The 23,359-nt window shown below is 53.2% G+C and carries 16 protein-coding genes; 7 read left to right on the forward strand and 9 right to left on the reverse strand.

Going from position 1 to position 23,359, the window contains the following annotated elements; all coding sequences use genetic code 11:
* Positions 1-8: 8 nt before the first annotated feature.
* The 5 genes from glgP (BUA49_RS13780) to glgC all read right to left on the reverse strand — a co-directional run bounded on the left by glgP (BUA49_RS13780) (position 9) and on the right by glgC (position 7,529).
* Positions 9-2,549, reverse strand: a complete 2,541-nt coding sequence (glgP, locus tag BUA49_RS13780; RefSeq protein ID WP_072798571.1) for an alpha-glucan family phosphorylase — start codon at positions 2,547-2,549, stop codon at positions 9-11.
* A 36-nt stretch (positions 2,550-2,585) separates the two neighbouring features.
* Entirely contained in the window at positions 2,586-2,942 is a 357-nt protein-coding gene (locus tag BUA49_RS13785) for a PilZ domain-containing protein (protein ID WP_072798573.1), read from the reverse strand.
* Between the two features lie 105 nt (positions 2,943-3,047).
* Positions 3,048-4,535: a 4-alpha-glucanotransferase gene (gene malQ / locus BUA49_RS13790; RefSeq protein WP_072798574.1), complete on the reverse strand. Its 1,488-nt coding sequence runs from the start codon at positions 4,533-4,535 to the stop codon at positions 3,048-3,050.
* Positions 4,532-6,271, reverse strand: a complete 1,740-nt coding sequence (locus BUA49_RS13795) for a glycoside hydrolase family 57 protein (protein ID WP_072798576.1) — start codon at positions 6,269-6,271, stop codon at positions 4,532-4,534. The genes malQ and BUA49_RS13795 overlap by 4 nt, the downstream gene beginning before the upstream one ends.
* Entirely contained in the window at positions 6,261-7,529 is a 1,269-nt protein-coding gene (gene glgC / locus BUA49_RS13800) for a glucose-1-phosphate adenylyltransferase (RefSeq protein WP_072798578.1), read from the reverse strand. Before glgC ends, BUA49_RS13795 begins: the two co-directional genes overlap by 11 nt.
* Before the next feature lie 191 nt (positions 7,530-7,720).
* On the opposite strand from glgC, the gene glgB reads away from it, so the two are divergent.
* Genes glgB through glgP (BUA49_RS13815) form a run of 3 tightly spaced genes read left to right on the forward strand, consistent with a single transcriptional unit; the run spans position 7,721 to position 13,692 of the window.
* On the forward strand, positions 7,721-9,634 hold the full coding sequence (gene glgB, locus BUA49_RS13805) for a 1,4-alpha-glucan branching protein GlgB (RefSeq protein WP_072798579.1): 1,914 nt from the start codon (positions 7,721-7,723) through the stop codon (positions 9,632-9,634).
* Positions 9,631-11,094, forward strand: a complete 1,464-nt coding sequence (gene glgA / locus BUA49_RS13810; RefSeq protein ID WP_072798581.1) for a glycogen synthase GlgA — start codon at positions 9,631-9,633, stop codon at positions 11,092-11,094. Before glgB ends, glgA begins: the two co-directional genes overlap by 4 nt.
* A 45-nt stretch (positions 11,095-11,139) precedes the next feature.
* Complete coding sequence (glgP, locus tag BUA49_RS13815; RefSeq protein ID WP_072798583.1) at positions 11,140-13,692, forward strand: alpha-glucan family phosphorylase; 2,553 nt, start codon at positions 11,140-11,142, stop codon at positions 13,690-13,692.
* A 17-nt stretch (positions 13,693-13,709) separates the two neighbouring features.
* On the opposite strand, the gene BUA49_RS13820 is transcribed toward glgP (BUA49_RS13815), so the two are convergent.
* Entirely contained in the window at positions 13,710-14,369 is a 660-nt protein-coding gene (locus BUA49_RS13820; protein WP_072798584.1) for an alpha/beta hydrolase, read from the reverse strand.
* Positions 14,370-14,404: 35 nt separating this feature from the next.
* Positions 14,405-15,598: a lysophospholipid acyltransferase family protein gene (locus BUA49_RS13825; RefSeq protein ID WP_072798586.1), complete on the reverse strand. Its 1,194-nt coding sequence runs from the start codon at positions 15,596-15,598 to the stop codon at positions 14,405-14,407.
* A 187-nt stretch (positions 15,599-15,785) separates the two neighbouring features.
* On the opposite strand from BUA49_RS13825, the gene recQ reads away from it, so the two are divergent.
* Positions 15,786-17,654, forward strand: a complete 1,869-nt coding sequence (recQ, locus tag BUA49_RS13830) for a DNA helicase RecQ (protein WP_072798588.1) — start codon at positions 15,786-15,788, stop codon at positions 17,652-17,654.
* Between the two features lie 21 nt (positions 17,655-17,675).
* Here recQ and BUA49_RS13835 read toward each other — a convergent pair whose 3' ends face one another.
* The gene (locus tag BUA49_RS13835; RefSeq protein ID WP_072798590.1) at positions 17,676-18,230 is read right to left on the reverse strand and encodes a DUF4442 domain-containing protein; all 555 of its coding nucleotides are present in this window, start codon (positions 18,228-18,230) and stop codon (positions 17,676-17,678) included.
* Positions 18,231-18,476: 246 nt separating this feature from the next.
* On the opposite strand from BUA49_RS13835, the gene BUA49_RS13840 reads away from it, so the two are divergent.
* Positions 18,477-19,382: a hypothetical protein gene (locus BUA49_RS13840; protein ID WP_072798705.1), complete on the forward strand. Its 906-nt coding sequence runs from the start codon at positions 18,477-18,479 to the stop codon at positions 19,380-19,382.
* A gap of 1 nt (position 19,383) precedes the next feature.
* Here BUA49_RS13840 and BUA49_RS13845 read toward each other — a convergent pair whose 3' ends face one another.
* Positions 19,384-21,171 carry a methyl-accepting chemotaxis protein gene (locus BUA49_RS13845; RefSeq protein WP_072798706.1) on the reverse strand — a complete coding sequence of 596 codons (1,788 nt, stop codon included), beginning with the start codon at positions 21,169-21,171 and terminating at the stop codon, positions 19,384-19,386.
* 115 nt (positions 21,172-21,286) lie between these two features.
* On the opposite strand from BUA49_RS13845, the gene BUA49_RS13850 reads away from it, so the two are divergent.
* Together BUA49_RS13850 and BUA49_RS13855 are read left to right on the forward strand one after the other, a co-directional pair.
* Positions 21,287-22,807 (forward strand): bifunctional GNAT family N-acetyltransferase/carbon-nitrogen hydrolase family protein, encoded by a 1,521-nt coding sequence (locus BUA49_RS13850; RefSeq protein ID WP_072798592.1) that lies wholly within the window; start codon positions 21,287-21,289, stop codon positions 22,805-22,807.
* 116 nt (positions 22,808-22,923) lie between these two features.
* On the forward strand, positions 22,924-23,322 hold the full coding sequence (locus tag BUA49_RS13855; RefSeq protein WP_072798593.1) for a hypothetical protein: 399 nt from the start codon (positions 22,924-22,926) through the stop codon (positions 23,320-23,322).
* Positions 23,323-23,359 lie beyond the last annotated feature (37 nt).

Raw genomic sequence — 23,359 nt, forward strand, 5'->3', positions numbered from 1 at the left:
CTGTAATGCTATTGGAGCCAGAGTATTGAAGGGTTTTCCAACGGCAGGTTCAGGCGTTCATCTTTCAGGCGCAGCCTTGGTGTGTAATGCCCGTCCGGCCTGGCCGGCACAGTGCACTCGTAGACAAATCCATGGCCAGATCCACTGCGCGCGAATTTCATTTCCATTTTAGCCAGAGTCCGTGGGCCATATTCCGATGCTTCCGCCACTAACTCAACCGCAATTCGGGGTTCGGGAATGCCATCCAGATACGCGTCTACGGTATACGTTTGTAGGCCTTCCGACTCCTGCATGTTGACTGCACTGAAGCGTAATTTTGGCCAGTGTTTTTCGATCTCACGATACTCCTGGACAATTCCGCCTGCCACTTCGGGTTGCCGTTGGTGCCCCAGAGCTACCATTGGCTGATAGAAGGCCTCTACATACTCCCGAACCATCCGGTTCGCCGAATATGTCGCCGTTAACTGGTCCATACTTGCGCGCATTCGTTTCATCCATTCCTTGGGTAATCCATCATGATCTAACTCATAGAACTCGGGAATAACCTGTTGTTCCAAAATCCCATAGAGTTCCCGTGCGTCATCCTCATCGTGCTTGTCGGAATTTTCGAGCTCTTCAAATGAAGCTTCAGGGCGAATAGCCCAGCCCACCTCGTCAGTCCAGGCTTCAGCCCACCAGCCATCGTATTGAGAGAGATTCAGACCGCCATTCACCAGTACTTTCATGCCGCTGGTGCCACAGGCTTCCCAGGGGTGTCTGGGGCAGTTCAGCCACACGTCAACGCCCTGCACCAGTTGGCTGGCAACGCCAAGATCGTAGTCTTCGACGAAAACAATTTTGCCCTGAACCTCTGGCCGGCGGGAAAACTGTTTCCAGCGTTTGATCAGTTGTTTACCACGGCTGTCATGGGGATGAGCTTTACCGGCTAGAACGATCTGTAGTGGTCGGTCCCGGTCAGTGAGCATCCGCACGAGGCGCTCTTCGTCTTTGAGGAGAAGGTCCGGGCGTTTATATTCTGTAAAACGCCTTGCAAAACCGAGAGTTAGCGTTTCATTATCGAGAAGTAAGCCGCAGGCTGCTGTCTGCTCTTTTTCTGAATTAGCGGCTGCATCGTGCTCACAATGCTGACTGGTCAATCGTTGCCGAAGATAATGAATGAGCCGTGAGCGTTGGGCCAGTCGCATAGCCCAGAGATCCTGATCGGAGATGTCCGTCATCGGGCAGCTTTGCAGCAGCGGCTTACACCAACGGTCTTTGCCACAGGCCCGCGTCCAGATAGCGTCGGATTCCGGCGAATCCCAACTGGGCGTGTGAACACCGTTGGTTACGTATCCTGCGGGGATGTCTTCAGCGGGCCAGCGCGGAAAGAATGGCTGAAAAATGGCTTGCGTTACCTTTTGATGAATCCTGCTGACACCGTTTACACGCCCGCTCATGTTGAGGGCCAGCCAAGCCATGTTCAGCGAACCTGTGTGTTGTGATTCGGAGCTGGTGACATTGCGGCCCCCCAGTGCCAAGAGGCGTTGGGGTGTCAACTGAGTGCCCGATAGCCAAGGTTCTGCATACAGTTTTATAAGGGGTTCCGGAAACACATCGAACCCCGCTGCCACGGATGTGTGCGTGGTAAACAGATTCGTTGGCCGGTTGGCAGTGCGGGCAGTTTCAAAATCGGCTTGGTGATCAACTTGCCAGCTCAGTGCGCGTTCAATGAGTGCAAATGCACAATGGCCCTCGTTAAGGTGGCAGATGGTCGGTTGAATATTTATCTGTCTGAGCAGTCGCCAGCCCCCGATGCCAAGAACCATTTCCTGCTGCAAGCGCTTCTCTGGGTCACCGCTATAGAGCTCGCTGGTGATACCACGGTCTCCGGGTTCGTTACGAGGGTCGTTACTATCCAGCAAAAGCAGTTGACAGCGCCCGACCTGAGCTTTCCAGGCTCGCAGCCGAATGTCCCTCCCGGGAAAAGGTACCGTTACCCGCTGCCATTGACCATCCTCGTCTCTCAGTGGTGAAACGGGAAGCATGGTTGGATCGTTGTAGGGATAAAATTCGAGTTGATCGCCGTCGGGATTTAGGGCCTGGCGAAAGTAGCCTTGCTGATAAAGCAGGCCAACGGCAATAACGGGCACCCCCAGATCACTGGATGCCTTGAGAAAATCACCTGCCAGAACGCCGAGCCCGCCGCTATATAGCGGCAGACACTCACTGAGTCCGTACTCCATACAGAAATAGGCTATACCGTTTTCAAGACTTCCGGAGCACTCGTTTGAATACCAGGTTCCAGCGTGGATAAATTCATCGTGGGCCTGGATTTGCTGCTGGTATTGCCTGAGGAATTCGGGATCTTCTGCAAGTTCTGCCATGCGTTCGCCGGAAACACTGTTGAGCACCAGCCAGGCATTTTTCGTGCTGTCCCAGGTTTCGGCCTCCAGCGCACGCCAAAGCACATCACTGCCGTGATGCCAGCTCCAGCGTAGATCGAGTGCAAGTGAAAACAGACCCGCCAGTGACTCTGGCAAAGATCTCGGTGTATAGGCTGCCAGAGTCACAGAGCTGATCCTGTGTGAGACGTGAAAGAAATTTTGTTAACCCTGCTTCAGAGCAGAAAAATGAGGGCCGGGCATCTGGTGCTTATCGAGATAGTGCATGAGTGACGAAATAGCAAAAGAGTCGCCATTTGCTTCGCCAAAATCCAGTCCTAAACCCTTATCAATCTTGCGCACGACATAAGCTTTAAGGCGGACATACCTTTTCTCTGACTTTTCTGGAACCTGGAATTCAATTTCCAACGTCTGGTTCAGTTGAATGTCCAGGTAGTCGGTCGCAATGAATAGCCCGCGCTTTGAAACATCGCAGATTTGCCCGGTTGCAATGGGTATCCCGCGTCTATATATCAGGAGCTTAAGCTTGCTAGGTATGCGTTTACTGAGTCTGTGTTCCATGTATTCCCCTTGAACCCAAAGAAGGCCTGAACGGGCAATTGTTTTCTCAGTATCTATCACTAACTGATGCTACAAATTGATTGCGGTCAAAAAATGAACAATGCATCAGGCAAGACGGTTGTAATGCGAGGCAAGCATCCGGATTTTGTTTGCGAGCTTTGGCGAACACAAATTCTGATCCAGCTGCCAAACCCAGTTGTTAATAATGGTACCAGGGGTGTTGAACCGGGCATCGGTTCCCAGCCCCAGAAGATCCTGCATCGGAATCATGGCCAGGGCGCTCGCTGAGTCAAAGACGGCCCGGATGACTGGCCAGGGCATGTCGTCACCATAGCCCTTCAGGCCTTGATCCACGTTATAGCGGGTATGTTCGTCCAGGCTTTGATACCAGCCGAGGGTTGTGTCGTTATCATGGGTGCCGGTATAAACCAGATTCCGGAGCTGATGATTGCGCAGAAGGTGGGGGTTGTCCGGGCTGCCATCAAATCCGAACTGCATAACCGTCATGCCAGGCATATCGAACCGTTTCCTCAATTGTTCGACATCTTCGCCGATGACTCCCAGGTTTTCCGCCACCAGTGGCAAGCCCGGGAACCGGTTGAAGCAGGCTTCAAGAAAGCGATCTGCGGGGCCAGGCACCCAATAGCCATTCCGGGGTTCCGGCCGGTCGGCAGGAATTTCCCAATATGCCTGCAGCCCCCGGAAGTGATCAATGCGTATCAGATCAAACAGTTGGCTCTGGCTGTTCAGTCTTTCGAGCCACCACTGGAACCCATTCTCAGACATGACGTCCCAGTCATAGAGCGGATTTCCCCAGTGTTGCCCCTCCGAGCAAAAATAGTCCGGCGGGACACCGGCAACAACGGTTGGCTTGCCCTCTCTGTCGAGTTTGAACAGATCACGGTTTGCCCAGACATCTGCGCTGTCTTGGGCTACGAAAATGGGAATATCTCCAAACAGAAGTATGTCTCGCTCACGCGCGTACTCACGTATTTTGTGCCACTGATGATGGAACAAATACTGCTCAAACCTTATCCGGCGAAGTGTTTCCGGATTTTCCCCGGCAAAGTGCCGTAATGACTGTGGGGCCCTGTCCCGAAGTGCCTGTGGCCACTCAAGCCAGACTGATCCGGGGTGTGCTTCTCTGATGGCGCAAAACAGAGAAAATTCCCCAAGCCAATGCTCGTTGGCCTGGCAGAATTGCAAGTAGTCCGCCTGGTTCAGCTCGGTCTCGTTGTTTTTGCGCTCAAAAAACCGTTGACTGGCAATGCCGAGCATCTGCTCGCGTGTTTGCGTATCTCCGGAGCCCGAGAGCTCATCAGCAGCAATCAGACCATCAGGAATCAATTCTTCAAGATCGATAAAATGCGTGTTTCCTGCGTGGGCACTCAGAGACTGATACGGGGACAAGTCGCCGTGTGTCGGGCCTATGGGCAATGTTTGCCATACATGCATACCGCTGTCGGCGAGAAAATCCAAAAATTGACGTGCACTTGAACCGAGCACACCCCACCTGCTTTGCAGGCAAGTGGGGTGCAACAAAACCCCGGCCCGGCGGGTACTGAATAGATCATCCATGATCAGTTGTGTCATGCAGCTCCGCCCTTCTCGTGCCCTCGCCGCATAGTGCTTCGTTCGACCTGCTGATCATTAAGGCGGCTGTTTTGACTGAATGGCAGGAAAACCGAAGCGGGGGCAGGATAACCAATGAGCTCATACAGATTCACCAGGTGTCGGCGGTAGAGATCTTCAAAATCGCGGACAACCTGCGTCGGATTGTAATCTCCGAACCACCAGAACCAGTCAGACCCTTCGCAAATAGCCAATTGCTTCTGCGCGGTTTCTGTTTGTTCGGTGCCAAGTCCCCCTTCTGCCATCACCTGATCGTAATGGGTTTTTGCCTCACAAAGAAGATCCCAGGCACGGTTCTTGGCCGGATCGCCAATCCACGTTGAAAACGTGCCGTAGATCCAGCTTCCGGCAACCAGATATGGAAGGTTGGAAGGTTTGGCGGGTGGCTCGTCTGTCAGGTCTTGAAAGGTAGTGAGTTTAAGCCGGGGATGATTCGCCAAAACCCGATAGAGTTCGCTGAGAAAATGAAATCCATTCTCGGGATAGTATTCCCAGGCGTTTTCACCATCCATAATGATCGAAATGACGGTCTCTGGCTTGCCGGAACTGGCGATGTTTTCCATGTGATAAACCAGGTCCGCGACGGCGTCTTTTGCGTGCCAGTCTGAATAGGTGAAACCGATCAGGTCGGAAAGTGCGTCATCCCGGAAGAAAACGGTCGTACCGGAGTCTCCGAAGGTATAAGGCTGATGGATGCCACAATCTTCAAGCCACTTCACTTCTGGCGAATGGTTTGCTGCGCGCTCGAGGCTGTTTTGAAGAACGGAATCCCCGCTGGCGGTCCAGCGGAAATCATGACGCTCGAGAAAGTTCAGAGTGCTCTGGCTCACGCCCCCCTCTGAGGCCCAGCATCCGACCGGTTCAATACCGAAGAAACGCTGGAAAACGGTTCTTGCTTGCTGGAGTTGCCAGTCAACCCTTTGTTCACCACCGGGGTATCGGGCGTGGATAGGCAAAATGACCTCAGGCAAGGCTTCCCTTGCAGATTCCGGATCAAGAAGTAAGGGGATCATCGGGTGGCTGTATGGGCTTACAGAGAGCTCCACCTGCCCATTGTGTGCGAGTTTTCGGTACCTTGGCCCGATGCCGGCAAGCACTTCGAAGATAACATTCAGCAACGCTCTGCGGTCTTCAAGCGTAAATTTTTGCCCTTTTTCCTGAAGGCTCTTTATGCACTGATTTTCAAGGCGAATGGTTTCACCCATCCAACCGAGATGATACCAGACCAGCAGATCGGCCAGAAAAGCCTCTGACATATAGCCTTGTAGCTCGGTTTTTTTGCGATAGAGCCTTGCCAGTTCGGCCAGCCTGGCGAATGCGGGATAGCGCTGGATAATGCGCTCTGGGTTAGCTCTAAGGCATTTCTCCATAAGATCGATAAAGGCTGGCGTACCGGCTTCGGGCAGTGCCTGGGAAACCAGTGCGGCCAGCAAAGGGTCCCCAATCTCTCCTATCCCATACCGCCATTGCTCAATCTGTAGTAAATACGTCTCGATCTGTTCCAGCAGTGTCGGTGCAAAGTTCACAACAGCTCGGGCGGCTGGCTGGCTTTCAATGTGGGCCGCCATGTCGCTGTAGTCTTTGATGCTATGCAGATACACCCAGGGAAACAGAAACTCGCCGGTACTCAGGTCCTGATAACAGGGTTGGTGCATATGCCAGCACAGAACTACGGGGATTCTGATGTCAGAGACCATGGGGATAATCCTGTCCGAGCATTTCGGGGGTCACCAGAACAATACCTTTAGGAGAGACGTGGAAGCGGCTACGGTCTTCTGTTTCATCAAACCCGATCCGGCTGTTATCCGGAATTCGGCAACCTCGGTCAATTACGGCATTGCGAATATGACAGTGACGGCCAATTTCCACGTCCGGGAAGATGACAGAATATGAGACCTCACTGTAAGAATGCACGGTAACCTGCGAAAAAATAAGGGAATGACGAACTGTGGAACCGGATATAATAGAGCCACCGGCGACCATCGAATCAACAGCCATTCCACGGCGATCATCATCGTCAAAAACAAATTTTGCCGGGGGCAACTGCTCCTGATAGGTCCAGATCGGCCAGTGTGAGTCATAAAGGTTGAGTTCAGGGCTCACACCGATCAGCTCAAGATTGGCCTGCCACAGAGCATCAATGGTTCCGACATCCCGCCAGTAGGCAGGCTTATTATGTATCGGATCCCGGAACGGAAAAGCCATAACGCGGAGACGTTTGATAACCGACGGAATGATATCCCTACCGAAATCGTGGGACGAACTGCCATCCAGTAGTTCGTGGTCTGTGGTCAGTTCATCAAACAGAATCTCGGCGCTGAATACATAGATACCCATGGATGCCAGAGCCTTGCCCGGGCTCCCAGGCATTGGCCGCGGATGCTCGGGTTTTTCGACAAATTCAGTGATGCGCAGTTCGTCGTCAACAGACATCACCCCGAATGCACAAGCTTCGTCGATGGGCACCTCGATACAGCCAACGGTGATATCAGCGCCGCTTTCAACATGCGCTGCAAGCATGGTGGCATAGTCCATTTTATAGACATGGTCGCCGGCAAGGATCAGAACATATTCGGGCTTGTGGCCACGAATGATGTCTAGGTTTTGCAATACTGCGTCAGCCGTACCCTCATACCAGGATGTCTCAATCCGTTGCTGGGCCGGCAGCAGCTCGACAAACTCATCCAGCTCACTGCGCATAAACCCCCACCCCCGCTGAATATGGCGCATCAGCGAGTGTGATTTGTACTGCGTGATCACTCCTACCTGGCCGATTCCCGAGTTAATGCAGTTGGAAAGGGGAAAATCGATGATCCTGAATTTGCCACCAAATGGAACCGCGGGCTTTGCTCGCCATTTGGTGAGGTCATAAAGGCGGGAGCCCCGTCCACCGGCAAGAACCAGGGCGAGGGTGTGTCGGGTCAGACGACTGACGTAGCGCTTGGCCGTTTGCATTGCTGTTACCCTGAAATATTCAGATGTTTGTTTAGCTGTGTGCAGTGGAATTCCAAGAATTCCGGGACAATTTTGACTACTCTGATAATAGTAGTTCACAGTCAGGAATTCCTAGCGCAAATTTCGCACAAGCCTGCGGGCTGTGTATATGGCTCCTGGCAAAGCCTCTTTCATACGGAGTCTTTGTGGTTATGCAAAGCCCTATCCTCAGCAACTCTGACCTCCGGAGCTTCTCGGAAGGCCGTCATTGGCATATTTATAACGTGCTGGGTGCTCATTTGTGCCAGCAGGGAAATTGTTATGGCGTTGGCTTTGCGGTCTGGGCTCCGAACGCGAGAAGCGTGGATGTGGTGGGCGATTTCAACCACTGGCAACCCGGTGTTCATCCAATGGAGCTCCACGAAGGCACCGGGGTCTGGTCGCTTTTTGTGCCCGACGTTGCGGTTGGCGCTCTCTACAAGTTTTCTATTTCTAGCGTTTCAGGTCAGCATCTGCTCAAAACCGATCCTTATGGCCAGGCGTTTGAGTTGCGGCCTTCGACTGCTTCTGTTGTCACACAATCAGGGGATTTCGACTGGACTGATGGCGACTGGCTCTCTCGCAGAGCGCTTTGGAGCTGGCAACATTCGCCGATCTCGATTTACGAAGTTCATATCGCATCCTGGCGTCACCATGGTTCCGGGCGGTGGCTGAACTATCGGGAATTTGCGGATCAACTTGTGCCCTACGTTCTGGAAATGGGCTTCACACACGTTGAGTTATTGCCTGTAACGGAACATCCGCTTGATGAATCCTGGGGTTACCAGACCACAGGATACTTTGCCCCCACGAGCCGGTTCGGGAACCCCGATGACCTTCGCTATCTGATCGATCTCTGCCACCGTCACAGCATAGGTGTCATTCTGGACTGGGTGCCCGGCCACTTCCCTACCGATGATCACGCACTCGCTCTTTTCGACGGTACAGCACTTTACGAGCATGAAGATCCACGCAAGGGCCGGCATCAGGACTGGGGTACGCTGATCTACAATTATGGGCGCAACGAGGTAAAGAACTTCCTCATTGGCAGCGCCCTTTTCTGGCTGGATGCCTTCCATATCGACGGGCTGCGTGTAGACGCAGTAGCCTCCATGCTTTACCTCAATTACTCCCGCAAAGATGGCGAGTGGATACCAAATGCCTATGGTGGTCACGAAAACCTGGAGGCTATTGATTTTCTACGGGAGCTGAACCAGGTTTGCCAGAGTCGGTTTCCGGGAACCTTGATCTGCGCAGAAGAATCTACATCCTGGCCCGGTGTGACCCGACCACCGGAAACCGGCGGGCTCGGTTTTAATCTGAAATGGAACATGGGCTGGATGCACGACACGCTGGATTACCTGCAACAGGATCCGGTTTACCGCCAATACCATCACGATAAGCTCACGTTCGGGCTGATCTATGCTTTTTCTGAAAACTTCCTTCTGCCGCTTTCTCATGATGAGGTTGTGCATGGCAAGGGCAGCCTGATCAACAAAATGCCTGGTGATGAATGGCAGCAACGAGCCTCGTTACGGCTGCTTTTTACTTATCTGTTCACGTACCCGGGAGCAAAGCTGCTGTTTATGGGGGGGGAGTTTGGCCAGCGCCGCGAATGGAGCGAATCCCGGGAGCTTGACTGGAGCCTGCTGCAATATCCAGAGCACCAGGGGCTTAAGCGGCTGGTGCAGGATCTGAATGGCCTTTACCGCCGGGAAATATCTCTCTATGGGCAAAGCCATAAATCCCATGGTTTTGAATGGATTGATTGCCACGATTCGCCCCAGTCGGTGATCAGTTTTGTACGCAAATCCGAGGGCGAGACCACGGTTATTGTGGTGAACTTTACCCCCATTCCCCGCCATCATTACCGGATTGGAGTGCCATCCGGTGGCCTTTGGTGTGAGATATTCAACTCCGATTCCGAGTACTACGGAGGCAGCAATCTTGGCAACCCCTTTCCGGTTCAAGCCTGCGATCAGCCCTGGATGACACGGGACTGGTCGGTTGAGCTTACTTTGCCTCCCCTGGGCGCGATTGTGCTGAGTAAGGGGGCGGATCCGGTAGCAAAGGAACCAGACGAGTGATTCGGATACTTTTCGCCACAAGTGAACTTTATCCTCTGGTAAAAACCGGTGGGCTTGCCGATGTGTCGGCGAGTCTGCCAGAAGCGCTTTGTCGTCTCGAATACGATGTGCATATCCTTCTGCCTGGTTACCCTGCAGCCATGGAAGCGGCACGCAAAGGAAGTGCGTTGCGCAAAGCTCGCATTCAGGTTGATGACTACAGCGTGAGTCTCTGGCAAACCCGGCCGCCCGGAAGTGCTGTCACCTTATGGCTGGTTGACTGCCCTGCTCTGTTTGATCGCCCGGGGAACCCTTATCAGAACGGCAGGGGGGAAGACTGGTGGGACAACGCTCAGCGCTACGAATTGTTTTGCCGGGTTGCAGCGCAGATTGCACTTGGCCAGGCAGGCATCCAGTGGGTGCCTGATATCGTGCATTGCAATGATTGGCAAACGGGACTGATTCCGGTTTTTCTGGAGCATCATCGAAGCCGGCCAGGCACGGTATTCACCGTCCACAATCTTGCCTACCAGGGTCTGTTCCCCCACGAAATATTCCGTGCTCTGGGCTTGCCGGATTCGCTCTGGAATATGCACGAACTTGAATTTCACGGCCAGCTTTCGTTTATCAAAGGTGGTCTGGTGTTCAGTGACAGAATTACCACGGTGAGCCCGCGCTATGCTCGCGAGATTCAGACACCAGATTATGGATATGGTCTGGATGGACTGCTCAGGCACCGCCGCGAGCGATTGTCTGGAATTCTTAACGGAATTGATACGGGCGTATGGAATCCTGAAGACGATCCATATCTTGAGTTCCACTACGGCTCAGGTCACCTTGAAAACAAATTGCTCTGCAAGGCCCGGCTACAGGATCAATTGGCCCTGAAGACAGGTGACGCACCCCTGTTGGGCTTTATCGGGCGCATGGTGGAACAGAAAGGGCTGGACTGGTTAGTTGCCGTTATGCGTCCATTGCTGGAGCGGGGTTGTCAGTTTGCGCTTCTGGGCTCTGGCGAAAGCCGCTACGAAGAGCCCTTAAAAGCTCTGGCAAACCAATGGCCTGATCAGGTCTCTCTGACTCTGGGCTACGACGAAGTGTTGTCTCATCGCATTACCGCAGGTTGTGATCTCTTCATGATGCCATCGAGATTCGAGCCCTGCGGCCTTAATCAGATGTATAGCCTGCGTTATGGCACCTTGCCGATCGTCCATTCGATTGGCGGTCTTAGAGATACGATTTTTGATCCTGTTGATGCGGGTCTCGATGAGGCAAATGGATTCTGTTTTCAGGAGCCAACTGCGACATCATTTCTGAGTGCTATTGAGAGAGCTCTTGGCTACAGGAAAAACCAGAAGGCTTGGCGGCGGCTGCAGCATAATGCCATGTCTGGTGAATACTCCTGGCAGCTGAGAGCAAAAAGTTATGGTGATCTCTATCAGCAAATTCTGGCTGAACGAGACGATCAACAGCCGTATTAACGAGCCTCCTTAACGAGTGCAATTGTCTGCAAGGTAATCACCAGTATGCATAAGGCAACCGAATTCCGTCTCGAAGCCCGGCCCAGAATTCCCGAAGTACTGGATCGTCTGGAGGAACTGGCAAATGACCTTTTTTACAGCTGGAACCATGGCGTTCGGGGCCTGTTCGCCCGAATTGATCTCAGTCTTTGGCAAAAGGTGGAACACAACCCGAAACTGTTTCTCCGCCGGGTTGCTCAGGAACGACTCAACGAAACCATTGAGAATCGGGCGTTTCTTGCAGAGTACCGTCGGGTTCTGAGTAGTTACGACGCTTATCTGGCCGCAGAGCCCGGACCCGATGTAACTGAAAAGCTTAATCCGGAAACGTCTCTGGTTGCTTATTTTTGTGCTGAGTTCGGGTTTCACGAGAGCTTCCCCATCTATTCCGGCGGCCTCGGAATTTTAGCGGGCGATCACTGTAAAGCCGCCAGTGATCTGGGCCTTCCTTTTGTGGCGGTTGGCTTGCTGTACCGGCAGGGATACTTTATCCAGAGCATTGGTGCTCAGGGCCAGCAAATCGCGAGATATCAGTCCCACTCGAGCGATGAACTACCGATTACGCTGGCAGAGAAGGACGGCAAGGCGCTCCAGGTCTCTGTCCCCTTCCCCGGCCGCACAATTGTTGCGCGAGTATGGGAAGCGCGGGTAGGACATATCCGTCTCTATCTCCTTGACTCGGATACGGAAGAGAATAATGCAGACGACCGCAATCTGACGCTTCAGCTCTATGGCGGTGATGAGTCCACACGGATTTTTCAGGAAATGCTGCTGGGTATCGGAGGAACCCGTGTGCTCCAGGCTCTGGATCTCGTGCCGACCGCCTGGCATATCAACGAAGGCCACGCGGCATTTCAGATACTGGAGCGATGCCGCCGGGTGATGGCCGATGGCTTGAGCTTTGAGGCTGCGCTGGAAGCAGTGGCCGGGGCAACGCTGTTCACGACTCACACGCCGGTTGCCGCTGGTCATGATGTGTTCCACCGCGCGTTGGTTCAACACGCACTGGGCGCCTGGCTGGAAGAGTCCGGACTTGATTTCGACAAGGTTTTCGCCATGGGTGCCAAACCTGGCCAGGATACTTTCAGTATGACCAGCCTCGGCCTGCGCGGCTCGCGTTTTCACAACGGAGTGAGTCGTATCCACGGCGATGTTGCCGCGAAGATGGAAGGTGACATTTGGCCCCAGATTCCACCTGATGAGAACCCCCTTGGCTACATTACCAATGGCGTCCACGTGGCTACGTTTCTTGCGCCAGAATGGTCGAGCCTGTTCGATATTCAGGCCCCAAACTGGAAGAGTGAGCTGAAAAACCCCGAGTTTTGGGAGTTTGTGGAGAGGATCCCTGATTATCATTACTGGAGTGTGCACAAGGCGCTGAAAGAGCAGATGAGTGACTTTGTGGTTCGCAGGCTAAAACGTCAGCACCGTCGTAACGGCATTGGTCGCTCGGTAACAGACCGGATGGTCAAACAGGTGACGTCATCCGATAAAGATCCGCTGGTTATCGGTTTTGCCCGTCGCTTTGCCACTTATAAGCGCGCCACCCTGATTTTTTCTGACCTTGAGCGGCTGGAGAGAATTGTGACCGATTCCGATCAACCGGTTGTTCTGGTTTTTGCCGGCAAGGCCCACCCAAAAGACAAACCGGGGCAGCAGCTGATAAAGGTTTTGCACGACCTGTCCATGCGACCATCTCTGATAGGGCACCTGATATTGCTGGAGGATTACGATCAGGCGATGGCTCGCCGGCTCCTGAGTGGCGTAGACGTGTGGCTGAATACGCCGGAGTACCCGAAAGAGGCCAGCGGCACATCGGGTGAAAAAGCGGCACTTAACGGCGCACTTAACCTCAGCGTTCTGGATGGCTGGTGGGGCGAAGGATTCGATGGCAATAATGGCTGGGGAATAGCGCCCCGCAATACGGAGCTGGATCCGGAATTCCGCAACGAGGAAGAAGCACGGGATCTTCTGGATCTTCTGGAATACGAGGTGGTTCCGCTTTACTACGCACGGGCATCACAAGGTTATTCTGCAGGCTGGGTGAAGCGCTCCAAAGCGTCTATGAAAACCATTACGCCAAGATTCAACAGTGAGCGAATGGTGATGGATTATGTAAACAATTATTACCATCCTGCATCTCGCCAGGGACAGCAATTGATGGCGGACAACGGAAAACTCGCATCGGAGCTGGCAGACTGGAAGGCACGGGTGCGCGAGGCGTGGCCAGGCGTTACCCTGAATGTTCAGGGGTGTGTCGAGTGCCGGTGTGCTTATGATGAGACAGTTGAGCTGAGAGTGGAGGCCGTGCTCAATGGTTTGACGGCAGACGATGTGCGCGTGGAGTGCCTCATTACACCGGAATGTACAGGAACACACAACGGTTTGGAGCGAAACTGTTTCCTGCTCGAAAAAGAAGGCGACGAAGAGGGCAAAACCGTGTTCGCCGCTCAGCTTCGCCCGTCATACCCCGGGCTGCAAACATTGCGGTTAAGAATGTACCCCTACCACAATGCGCTCACCCACCCACTGGAAATGGGTGCCATGCTCTGGATCTGATGCCGGAAGCTGGCCTGTCAGAGAGCGTGCTTGCGAATAAAGCGCCCGATCTCCTGAATTTCCTCAAGGCACACGCTGTGCTCCATGGGGAAGGTCATATAAGCTGGCTCGTAGCCCATTCCCTTGAGTGTTTCCACGCTGCGGACGCCAAGCGTTTCAGGAACCATCGGGTCAGCGGTTCCGTGATAGATATTGATCGGAATGCCGGCGTTTGCCTCTGAAGGCTTCACAGATTTCGCCGTGGCGAAATAGGTGGAAAGCGCCAGAATGCCGGCTAACCGCTTTGGATAGGTCAGGCCGAGTTCATAGGCAACCGCCCCACCCTGTGAAAAGCCTGCAATAACGATATTTTCTGAGGGTATGCCTCGCTCGACTTGCTGATCGATCAGTTTGCCTACAGCACGGGCCGAATCCATCAGCTGGTCGGTGTCCACAATTCTGTCAATATCCATCGCTTTAATGTCGTACCAGGCGGGCATGGTCATACCGCCATTGATGGTGACCGGCATGTTGGGCGCGTGTGGAAATATAAAGCGTACGGCAGCGTCGTCCGGTAAACCCAGCTCAGGCACTACGGGTTCAAAATCGTGGCCACTTGCACCGAGACCGTGTAACCAAATGACGGCAGCTGTGGGGTTAGCTCCGGTTTCCAGCTCAATATACTGAAGATCCTGCACGCAGTACCTCGTTTATCAGAAAGGGATTGTCCGGATCAATCCGGAGAGTTTTGTCTGGTGTTCGCGTCCAGCGCGGTCTGAACCGGGTTGGCATACATGTCCAATAGGTAGGGGCGAATAGCGGAATCACAAGCCTCCAGCCTCTTTTCCATTTCCATGCGGGCGATCTGCATGTCCTCTTCGGACCAGTTCCCAGCGGTTACTACAGAATCCCGGACAATTTTCAGATCCTTAACACCCTGGGGGTGAAGCCCGCGTTTCTCGTAGGCCACCAGGTTAGATGCGTGCAGATGGTAATTGGCGTGTATTTCACGGTCGACCAGTGCAGCAAACTCTTTGGCGTTTTCCGGCGCATCGGTGATGGGGGTGCCAAAGTGCACGTGCACATGGCCCTTGAACTCGGTCAGGCCCTTCATGATCTGCTCTGTATCTTCACCTTCTGCTTTTTTGTAGCTGCCAGCACGTGCCTTGGTTTCCAGTTCGCGGGCTTTGTCGCCGTCGCACGGATCGTACTCATAGGATATGGAAACCGGAACGATGCGGAGTTTGTTCATCGCCTCGGCAAAGCTCAGGCCGCTTTTCTTGCAGCTCATGTAGAACATCTTGATGATCGCGGGGTCGGTGAAATCCAGACCATCTTTGGCACGCCCCTCGCGCTGCGCTATCCAGATATTCTCGTTATTTGCGATGCTGTGGTTGATAAAGCCGGAAAGCGTAATATAAGCGTCACGCATTTCACGGGGGCTGGTCATATCGCGGCGAACAATAAAGCTCTTGTTAAGCCGCATCATTTCAGCAAATACCCGGTTTGCGAGCAGGTTATCGCCAATGGCTATCCGCGTGGTACGCAGGCCGTTTTTGAACAGCAGGTAATTGACCACCATGGGGTCAAACACAATATCCCGATGGTTGGATATAAACAGGTAAGCGCCCTGCTTACTGAGGTTTTCTACGCCGCTTGTTGTTACACGGGTGGTAGTGCCTTCAATCAGATCACCGATATACCCGGATAATCCCGCCTGCAGATCATCCACGTGAGTGAAATGTCCAAAACGGCTGACTAGCCAGCGACGGGTGAAAAAACGCAGAACTGCCGGCGCCCAGCGCGCCAATGTAGGCGACTTGAAGCGCCCCACCATGTCCAGAAACTCCTGGTCGTTGACCAACCGTTTAATAGCGGGGCCGGTTTCTTCGTCCGAATAGGGACGGATGGCGTCAAATTCCTGCATGGATGCCCTGTTGTTGTCAGTAACGATTATGGTGAGCCGTGAAACGGTAGTTTGAAACCGCGGTATTGTATCGTTTCTTCTTTCGCTTTGCCTCCCAAAAGGCAGTCTGTCCGGCCATTCCTTGCGCTGAATCTGGTATGATCCGCTACCAGATTCCACCTCAGCATCGCGATCAACCGGTTATTCTATGTATCCCGACCAGAACTTTGAACAGCTTTCTGCCCAGCGGCCAACTACCTCAGGTAGGAGCCCCGAGCAAGTTTTGCACGAGGTGTTTGGGTATGAAACCTTCCGCCTGCTGCAGGGGGAGATTATCCACGAGGTAGTCTCAGGCGGGGATGCTCTGGTGCTGATGCCCACGGGCGGTGGTAAATCACTTTGCTACCAGGTTCCTGCACTTGTTCGCTCGGGTACAGCCATCGTTATTTCGCCATTGATCGCACTGATGCAGGACCAGGTTGCGGCACTTCGTGAGCTGGGTGTGCGGGCGGCATTTCTGAACTCTACCATGGATTTTGAGCAGGCCCGCGCTACGGAATATGCGCTGAGCACAGGTGAGCTTGATCTCTTGTATTGCGCGCCAGAGCGATTGATTCAGCCCCGCACCCTTGAGCTCCTGCATGATGCTTCCATCTCGTTGTTTGCTATTGATGAGGCGCACTGTGTTTCCCAGTGGGGGCACGACTTCCGTTCCGATTACCTACAGCTCGCAGTACTGGCTAACGAATTCCCAACTATTCCACGGATTGCGCTGACGGCGACCGCCGACGAGCGTACCCGAAAGGAAATTGCCGAAAGGCTCTCGTTGACAGAAGCACGGCACTTCATAAGCGGTTTTGATCGCCCGAATATTCAGTACCGGATAGCGCCTAAAACGAATGCCAACAAGCAGTTGCTTGACTTTATAAAAGCAGAACATGAAGACGACTGCGGAATCGTTTACTGCCTGTCTCGTAACAAGGTTGATGCCACAGCAAAGATGTTGGCGCAGAAGGGCTATACCGCACTGCCCTACCATGCAGGGCTTCCCGCCAAAGACCGGGCTCACAATCAGGAGCGTTTTTTGCGGGAAGACGGGGTGATTATCGTTGCCACTATCGCATTTGGCATGGGCATTGATAAGCCCGATGTGCGTTTTGTAGCGCACCTTGATCTGCCCAAGAGTCTGGAAGCCTATTATCAGGAAACTGGCCGCGCAGGCCGCGATGGCAAGCCTTCAACCGCCTGGATGGTTTACGGCCTGCAGGATGTCATCAAGCTGCGACAGATGCTGGAAGGCTCCCAGGGTAATGATCACTTCAAGCGGGTAGAACGACAGAAGCTGGATGCCATGCTGGGCCTTTGTGAAGTCACAAAATGCCGCCGGCAAGTCCTGCTGAATTATTTTGGCGACGAGCTTGAGACACCCTGCGGTAACTGCGATACGTGTCTAAACCCACCCGAAACCTGGGACGGTACGGTTGCCGTTCAAAAGGCGCTATCCTGTGTCTTTCGTACCGGTCAGCGCTTTGGCGTCACCTACTTGATTGATGTATTACGTGGCTCGGAAAACGAGCGGGTTATGCAATCTGGGCACCACCAGATATCAACCTACGGTATCGGGACTGAGCTTTCTGTTACCGAGTGGAAGTCTGTGTTCCGGCAACTGGTTGCCAACGGTTACCTGCGGGCAGACCCGGAAGGCTACGGCGCTCTGCAATTGACGGAGCAATGCCGGCCGCTGCTGAAAGGCGAACATAAGGTAGAGTTGCGTAAAGACCCGGTCATTAAAAAATCGGCTGGCCGTTCTTCAGCTGGAAGATCCGGTGGCGCGGTCAAAGATCAGGTTACAGACCATACTGGCTGGGAAGCCCTGCGGGCCTGCCGCAAGGAGCTTGCGGATAAACAGGGTGTGCCGCCCTACGTTATTTTCCACGACACCACCCTGTTTGGCATGCTTGAGCGCAAGCCGCAAACGCTGGATGAGCTTGCGGGCGTGAGCGGTGTGGGAGCAGCCAAGCTGGAGAAGTACGGTGAGATTTTCCTCGCCGCCATCGCCCAGTTGAATCCGGCCTGAGGAGATGCCTCAGGCTCTTCCTTATTCAGCTGGTTGAAAGCCCTTCTTGCGAACCCGGTACTGTGCGATAGATGTAGCAACGTGGTTGCCCTCCATGTCGCGCAGCTCCCCTTCGAGGGTGAACTTCGCGCGACCGGTGGCATCGGCATCCGAGAGAATCGCAGCAACGTCTTCCGGTGACAGGGCGAACTCTACGGTGACATCGGAATTGGCGGGCTGCAGAAATTTAAGGGTCATTTCCTTCAGGATCGGCGTATAGGAAGGTCCCAGATCAAACAGCGTTAACACCCCACCAGGAATTTCTGCCACGAGAAAGTACGCACCTGCATACAGGCTGCCAAAGTGGTTTTTGTTGCCTTTTAACTGAATGCGTGCGCGTACGTAGCCAGGGCGAACTTCTTCAACACTGAACCGGTTCCGGGGCGCGAACGGAATCGACAGCCCTATGATGCGATTAACGGCGGCATAGCCTCCGGTTTTCTTCAACCACTCCAAGGGTTGCGCCAGAGTTGCTTTGGGATCCGTGGTGGAAATCCATTGCTCGGTTGCCCCGATAATGCTGTCAATTAAGGCCATCGTTCAGCTCCTGAGTTTTGGTTAAAGCGGATCATTACAATGCCCTGGGTAGTTGGCAACACTCTTTTTCCATATTTTTGACGGATTAACATTTCCTTAATTCATTCTGATCTAAAGTATGGATGTGTGGGAAAAAATGGAGGTGCCCATGCGGCCAGCTTTTCATGTCGCAGGAATGGATTCATAAAAATACGCAAAAGGATTCGTAAATTGAGATATGCCCACGGCTCTTCGGCTTGTGTCCGCGTGAGTACAAGGATCGTCGCCTCTGCGGGGCTTTTGTTTGGGCTTCTATCAACGCCGCTGTGGGGCGATGTTGGTTCGATAAATCCCCCTCAACAAGATTATGTACTCTGGTACCGAAACTACGACAGCCCGGCGATTTACGCCCTGGTGGCCCTTGCGCTGGAGAAAACACCCGAATATGGAGAGTTTCGAATTCTCAGAAGCCGGGAACTGAGCAAGGGGCGAGCTTTGCGTGAGCTGGAGCGAGGTGATCACCGCATGGTGGATATTGCCAATGTGGCCACATCGGCAGAGCGGGAGCGGTTTCTGACACCGGTTCCGGTTCCTGTGGATGGCGGGTTGCTTGGTTTTCGCGTGTGTGTGGTTACGCCTGAAAGCCTTCCACTATTCAGAAATATTCACTCTCTTTCTGATCTTCGGAAAAGTGGCATACGGATCGGCCAGGGAACCCACTGGCCCGATACGCCTATACTCAGGGAAAACGATATCCCGGTGATCACCCATTCCCGCTACGAAATTCTGTTCGGCATGTTGAGGAAAAATCGTTTTGACTGTTTTGCCAGAGGCGTCAGTGAGGTTATAAATGATCTTGCGATTGAGAACGATCCGGAGCTGACGATAGAACCAAACCTGGTGCTGGCTTATCCCATGCCCTCGTACCTCTTTGTGGGACCAAATGATCTTTCAACGGCTCACCGGCTACAACTGGGAATGGAGCGCGCCATCCGGGATGGCAGTTTCGGTGTTTTTCTCCAGCGGCATTACGGTTCTTCGGTCTCGGCTCTCAACCTGGATAAGCGCACAATGATTGTTCTGAATAATCCGTTTCTGAGCGGTGAGTCGAATAATGTCGGTCGCCAGACACTGAATAATTTGCGCTGGCGCCTCGAGTTGCTTAGCCGCTGAGTCAGGTCCGGAAGCGGGAGGCATTTGCGTCGAGAGCCTGGCCAATCTCATCGATGCGGCCGCTATAGACGTCGTTCTCATTTGCCGCTGTTGCAGCTTCCTGGCCCTGATCTGCAATACGCGTAATCGAAGCGTTCAGCTCTTCGGTAACCGAGGTCTGCTCTTCCGAGGCGGTCGCAATCTGTGTTGTCATTTGGCTTATGGAGGTGATGGCATCGGCAATCCTGTTAAGGGAGTCCATCGCATCCTGTGCCTTCTCCATGCTGACGTTGGAGACCGCTGTGGAAGCTTTCATTACGTCGACAGCATCGTTGGCGCCTTTTTGCAGACGCTCGATCATGTTATTGATCTCTTCTGTGCTGGTCTGGGTGCGCTGAGCAAGGTTTCTTACCTCATCGGCTACAACCGCAAAACCGCGTCCGGCGTCGCCAGCACGCGCAGCTTCAATAGCCGCGTTCAATGCGAGCAGGTTGGTCTGTGCCGCAATACCCTGGATAACTTCCAGCACCGATGTGATAGACGTAACGTCCCGGCCCAGTGCGTCAATCACTTCTGCTGCGGCACTGACTTCGCGGGATAGTTTCTGCACGGCATCCCGCGACGCGGATACAGTTTCCAGCGATGCGCGGCTGTCCCCATCTGCCGTGTTTGCCGCATCGGCTGTTTGCTGGGCGTTCTGGGCAATTTCTCCGGCTGCTGCGGACATCTCGTTAATCGCTGTCGCAACCATATCCACTTCAGCCTGCTGGCTTTCAACGCTGTTGCGGCTCGCTTTTGCGGTATTCCTCAGCGCGGTTACGTTGGTGGCCAGTTCGGTACTGCCCTGCTGTACCTCACGGACAACTTCGTGGATTTTCTCCACAAACTGGTTAAAGCTTCCCGCGAGCTGACCGAACTCATCACGGGCACTGTCGTCCAGGCGCTGGGTCAAGTCCGCATCGTTTGACCCAATATCCGCCATCGCCGCATTCAGCCGGCGAACCGGGGCGTTTATTTTGTCTTTATTGACGAAAGTTCCCAGATACCAGTCCACACCGCGAGCCTGGCTAATGGAGTGGAAGCTGGCGCTCCAGGGCACGTCATCTTTCTGATAGGTATGATCACCCCCGTCCAGTTTCGGGGCTTCGCCGAGCAATGAGCTGATGTTCTTTCCGATGAGATTTCGGTCCGGGTGATAAAGCACCGTGCCCTCTTGACTGATAAGCGCCGCGTAGCCCGTACCGGCCAGATTTATAACAGACAGAATATCATCGACGGCTTTCAACGTGATATCAGCTGCTGCGACACCTCTATTCTCTCCGCGCGTAACGGGCGCAAGAGTGGAAATGATGATTTCGCCGGTGGCAGCATCGAGATAGGGCTCGGTAAACGATGAACGGCCGAGCTCTATGGCTTTTTTATACCAGGGGCGGACTCTGGGATCGTAGTCAGATGGCAGGGAAGCTTCGTCAGCCTCGGTCTTCATGAGCATGTAGCCATTGTTGCGGCCCACATACACATCCTTGAAATTCCCACCGGTCGCAATCGCCTGAAGCAGGTTTCGGGCCTGCTGATCTGTCGTAGACGTTTCCAGCGCCTTGGCTGTGGCTTCAGTCATCATCAGCCGTGTATTGAGCCAATCGGCAATGCTCGACGTATTCTGCTCCGCTGTATTTTCAATCAAAGCATCGACATAGGTTTCCGTCGTGTGCTGCAGGCGGAGATTGCCGGAAATGGTGAAGGCGGCCATTACTAGAATAAGCAGGATACTGAAGGTAACCAACAGCTTTTGACCGAATGAAAGATGCACGCTGTACTCCTGATTTTGATTTAATCGTTTTTCGGCTGCCTGTGCGAACTCTTTAATGCCTTCTGATAGAATTGCCCGATAAATCCATATCAATGCCATACAGGAGCTACGCTGAATGGCCCATGAAGAACTGCATCTCAATCTCCGCAACCTGACACTTGATGATTACGAACAGCTTCAGGTGCTTATGGATCGTGTCTATGACGATATTGGTGGCGCCTGGCCAAAGGACACCATCAAAGCGCTGGTGGACCAGTTCCCGGATGGACAGATCTGCATTGAGGACAAAGGTCAGTTGGTTGCTGTAGCTCTCACCGTATCGGTTAAATATGAGCGGTTCAGCAACCCCCATACCTATGACGATCTGATTAAGCGAAACGAACAAATCAGGCATGACCCAAAAGGCGACTCCCTTTACGGGTTGGATGTGTTCATTCACCCGGAATATCGTGGTTATCGCCTTGGGCGGCGGTTGTATGAAGCTCGCAAAGAGCTCTGCCGATCCATGAACTTGCGTGCGATCCTTGCGGGGGGGCGCATACCTGGCTATTTCAAGTATTCGGATCAGTATTCACCTGCTGAGTACATTGACCGGGTTGACCGCAGAGATATTTACGATCCGATTCTGAGCTTTCAACTGTCGAACGACTTTCAGGTTACCCGGCTGATGCACAAATACCTCCCGGAGGATGAAAAATCCCAGGGGTACGCAACGTTGCTGGAATGGCGGAACATTCTTTACACCCCGCCCTCCTCAGTCCTGAACGAAAAGAAAACCCAGGTTCGCATGGGCGCCGTTCAGTGGCAGATGCGAGAGTTTTTATCAGTTGAAGAGGTGCTTGAACAGGTTGAATATTTCGTAGATGCGCTGTCTGATTACAAGAGTGACTTTGCGCTGTTCCCGGAGTTTTTCAACGCGCCACTGATGGGGCTGACCGATCAGGTAGACCAGACCCGCGCTATCCGTTTTCTTGCCGGGTTCACCGAGCAGTTCCGGGATCGCATGTCTGATATGGCAGTAAGCTATAACATCAACATCATTACCGGTTCCATGCCTTTGCTGGAGAACGATCGCGTCTACAATGTGTCCTACCTTTGCCACCGCGATGGCCGGGTGGACGAGCAGCGCAAGGTCCACATTACGCCCCACGAGCGTCGTGACTGGGTTATAGAAGGTGGAAGCGAATTTGAAGTGTTCGATACAGATGCCGGGCGTGTTGCGATTATGATCTGTTATGACATCGAATTCCCCGAACTGGGGCGAATTGCGGCCAGCAAGGAAGTCGATATTATCTGCGTGCCCTTCTGGACAGACACCAAAAATGGCTATTTGCGGGTTCGTCATTGTGCCCAGGCCCGGGCGATCGAAAACGAGTGTTATGTAGCGATAACAGGTAGCGTAGGGAACCTGCCGAAAGTACAAAACCTCGACGTGCAGTACGCTCAATCGTCGGTGTTCTCGCCGTCTGACTTTGCCTTCCCTCACGATGCTGTCATGGCTGAAACAACGCCTAATACCGAGATGATCATGTTCTCTGATATGGATCTGGAAAAACTAACATTGGTACGCAACGAAGGGTCAGTAACCAACATTAAAGACCGCAGAGTTGATATGTACGAAATTATCACCCGGTAGGTGTTGAACAACTGCCTCAAAAGTTTATCGTATGGCACTGGTTGCGTTGCAAAACCTTTGGTCAGTGTCTATTGTTTAATCAATATCAAGTCAGCCTCTGCAGAGATTCAGTATTCATGAAGGAAGCGTTGCCCGATCTAGTCGCCCGTTTCAGAATCCGGCAAGGCCTGTTCCGCAAGGAACGGGTCGAGGCCGAGCTTTTTGAGCTGGACGCTTACGGTTGCGTTATGAAAACGGACAAGATGTTCAATCCCGGCGATACAGTCGTGCTCGATCTGATTATGGACATGCCGTTTGATAAAATCCGTGCGGAAAGTGTGACAGGGTTAATTACCGAACGCAGAAAGCACTGTAGCAACTTCTTCTACTCGATTGATTTTGTTGACTTGAAGTCTGATGGAGGCACAGGTCTAGAGGAAAAGTTGCGTCGCATCAGGGAAGTTCTTTCCAAAAAACAGTCGTTAAAATCACGTCGTTCCTCAGGTTCTGTGCCCGGTTTCCGGCAAATGGCCTGATCACTATTGTCCGTTCTATCTGTCTGCAAGGAGATAA

The sequence above is a fragment of the Marinobacter antarcticus genome, from assembly GCF_900142385.1.
GTDB classification, from domain to species: domain Bacteria; phylum Pseudomonadota; class Gammaproteobacteria; order Pseudomonadales; family Oleiphilaceae; genus Marinobacter; species Marinobacter antarcticus.

Bases quoted from the DNA above. Each gene is read 5' to 3' on its own strand.
- BUA49_RS13785 (WP_072798573.1), bottom strand. From the start codon at position 2,942: ATGGAACACAGACTCAGTAAACGCATACCTAGCAAGCTTAAGCTCCTG.
- malQ (WP_072798574.1), bottom strand. From the start codon at position 4,535: ATGACACAACTGATCATGGATGATCTATTCAGTACCCGCCGGGCCGGG.
- BUA49_RS13795 (WP_072798576.1), bottom strand. From the start codon at position 6,271: ATGGTCTCTGACATCAGAATCCCCGTAGTTCTGTGCTGGCATATGCAC.
- glgC (WP_072798578.1), bottom strand. From the start codon at position 7,529: ATGCAAACGGCCAAGCGCTACGTCAGTCGTCTGACCCGACACACCCTC.
- glgB (WP_072798579.1), top strand. From the start codon at position 7,721: ATGCAAAGCCCTATCCTCAGCAACTCTGACCTCCGGAGCTTCTCGGAA.
- glgP (WP_072798583.1), top strand. From the start codon at position 11,140: ATGCATAAGGCAACCGAATTCCGTCTCGAAGCCCGGCCCAGAATTCCC.
- BUA49_RS13825 (WP_072798586.1), bottom strand. From the start codon at position 15,598: ATGCAGGAATTTGACGCCATCCGTCCCTATTCGGACGAAGAAACCGGC.
- recQ (WP_072798588.1), top strand. From the start codon at position 15,786: ATGTATCCCGACCAGAACTTTGAACAGCTTTCTGCCCAGCGGCCAACT.
- BUA49_RS13835 (WP_072798590.1), bottom strand. From the start codon at position 18,230: ATGGCCTTAATTGACAGCATTATCGGGGCAACCGAGCAATGGATTTCC.
- BUA49_RS13850 (WP_072798592.1), top strand. From the start codon at position 21,287: ATGGCCCATGAAGAACTGCATCTCAATCTCCGCAACCTGACACTTGAT.
- BUA49_RS13855 (WP_072798593.1), top strand. From the start codon at position 22,924: ATGAAGGAAGCGTTGCCCGATCTAGTCGCCCGTTTCAGAATCCGGCAA.